The organism is Phycisphaerae bacterium, assembly GCA_012729815.1.
Classification (GTDB): Bacteria; Planctomycetota; Phycisphaerae; order JAAYCJ01; family JAAYCJ01; genus JAAYCJ01.
Genome location: JAAYCJ010000367.1, coordinates 1 through 1,829, shown reverse-complemented (window position 1 = coordinate 1,829; position 1,829 = coordinate 1). Strand labels below are relative to the sequence as shown.

The 1,829-nt window shown below is 62.1% G+C and carries 2 protein-coding genes; both read left to right on the top strand.

All coding sequences use genetic code 11. The annotated features are described in order from the left end of the window. Positions 1 to 75 precede the first annotated feature (75 nt). Positions 76 to 336 carry a hypothetical protein gene (locus GXY33_22965; GenBank protein ID NLX08014.1) on the top strand — a complete coding sequence of 87 codons (261 nt, stop codon included), beginning with the start codon at positions 76 to 78 and terminating at the stop codon, positions 334 to 336. 76 nt (positions 337 to 412) lie between these two features. Next, positions 413 to 1,438, top strand: a complete 1,026-nt coding sequence (locus tag GXY33_22960) for a PEP-CTERM sorting domain-containing protein (protein NLX08013.1) — start codon at positions 413 to 415, stop codon at positions 1,436 to 1,438. Positions 1,439 to 1,829: the final 391 nt, after the last annotated feature.

The following is a 1,829-nucleotide window of genomic DNA, read 5'->3' as shown; positions in this document are numbered from 1 at the left end:
GCCCAGATCGACCGTTGGCGCGCTTCCGCAGACGCGCCGACGGCGCTGCTGCACAACAGCGGATCGGAGTTGCAGGTGCGCGATACCCTCGCGAAATACTGTCCCGGAACGTTCGATCCGCGGGCCGTCGTCGCGCTGACATATTGGGAAATGCTGCAGACCAACTGCACCGGCGAATCCGACGCGGCGGCGGTCTGCCTGAAGTTTCGCGATATCGCGGAACGGGCCGTCGATCTGCTGAAACTCCGGCGAGACAGCGACGTTCCGCCGACGCGGGAAATACAGGGACGCATCTTCATCGCCCAGCGGCGCGGCGGGCGATGGCAAAGAGGATAAGACTCCGGCATCAAGGTCTCTTCACTTTGGCAGTTGTGTGGCTTGACATGAAGTCTTTTTATGAAGGAGAAGTGAGATGAGGATGAGGTACGACGGGAAAGTGCTGATTGGGGCTCTGGTGGCGTTTCTGGCGGTGTTTTCACTGCTCGCGGGCAACGCCTACGCCAACGCGTTGGCCCATGACCCCGAAAGCGGAGATCTGAACTACGTGACCGCCGGAGGGTATAGCAAGGTCTGCGGCATAGCCTACGGCACTCCGATCGTCGGCGCCGGAGACGGAACGGGATTCGCCCTGGAAAACGGACGAATGTTGCATCTTTCCAGCACCGGCTACAGCGACGTCGGCGGCTTTGCGCCCGGCACGCCGTTCGTCGGCGCCGGCAACGGAGCGATATTCGCCCTCGAAGGCTCGACGATGTACCATGTCACCAGCAGCGGATATACGAACGTCGGCAACTTTACCTCCGGTTCGCCATTCGTCGGCGCCGGGGATGGAACGGGATACGCCCAGGATGGTTCGATGCTCTACCATATTACGAGCACCGGCTACAGCGCTATCGATGACTTTGCCGCCGGTTTGACACTGGTCAACGCCGGAAACGGAACCGCGTTCGCCTGGGACGGCACAACCGGGCAACTGTATCACGTCACCGCCGGCGGATACACCGACGTCTGCGGTTTTGGGACCGGTACGCCGTTCGTCGGAGCCGGGAACGGGTCGATGTTCGCCCTCGAAGGCTCGACGATGTACCATGTCACCAGCAGCGGATATACGAACGTCGGCACGTTTTCTCCCGGTTCGACCTTCGTCGGGGCTGGGGATGGGACGGGATACGCCGTGGATAACGGTGTTCTGTATCACATCACCGCCACCGGATACGCCAACATCTGCGGTTTGGCCGCCGGTTCAAGACTCGTCGGCGGCGGCGACGGAACGGCATTCGCCCTGGAAAACGGGACGTTGCTCCACATCACCAGCACTGGATACAGCACCATCGGCACGGTGGGCGCCGATTCCATCCTGACGGATGTCGGCGTGCCCGAGCCGGCGACGCTGGGCCTGCTGGGCCTGGGCGCCCTGGGGCTGCTGCGGCGGCGCTGAGGTCGGCAACGAAGCGACAGGGCTTCTTCCTTTCTTACCGTGACGAGGCGCGGGGCGGTCCACCAGGGCCGCCCCGCACACCATCGGCTGGGCAATGGCGGCTGGAGAAAACCGGCCTGCCTGAGTCTCGCGATTGTGGGTATTCGCAGCCTGCGGATCGGCAGTGACTCATAGCTTTGTCGGATCAAGCGGTACCGATCTCGAACCCGCCAGGCGAACTCTCAGCGGCGACGCTCCCGGTTCTCCTGATTGTTGGTTCGCTTTTCTCTCTGACGACGCTCCCGCTCTTCTCGCTTCTTCTCGGCCTCCTCCTCCTTCTTCTCTTCAAGGCGCTCGATTTCGTCCTCGAGGGAATTCGTCCTTATGGACAAGGCATCTTCCGATAGCTCAG

Excerpts from the sequence above, each read along its gene's own strand:
- GXY33_22960 (NLX08013.1), top strand. The coding sequence starts at position 413 with ATGAGGATGAGGTACGACGGGAAAGTGCTGATTGGGGCTCTGGTGGCG.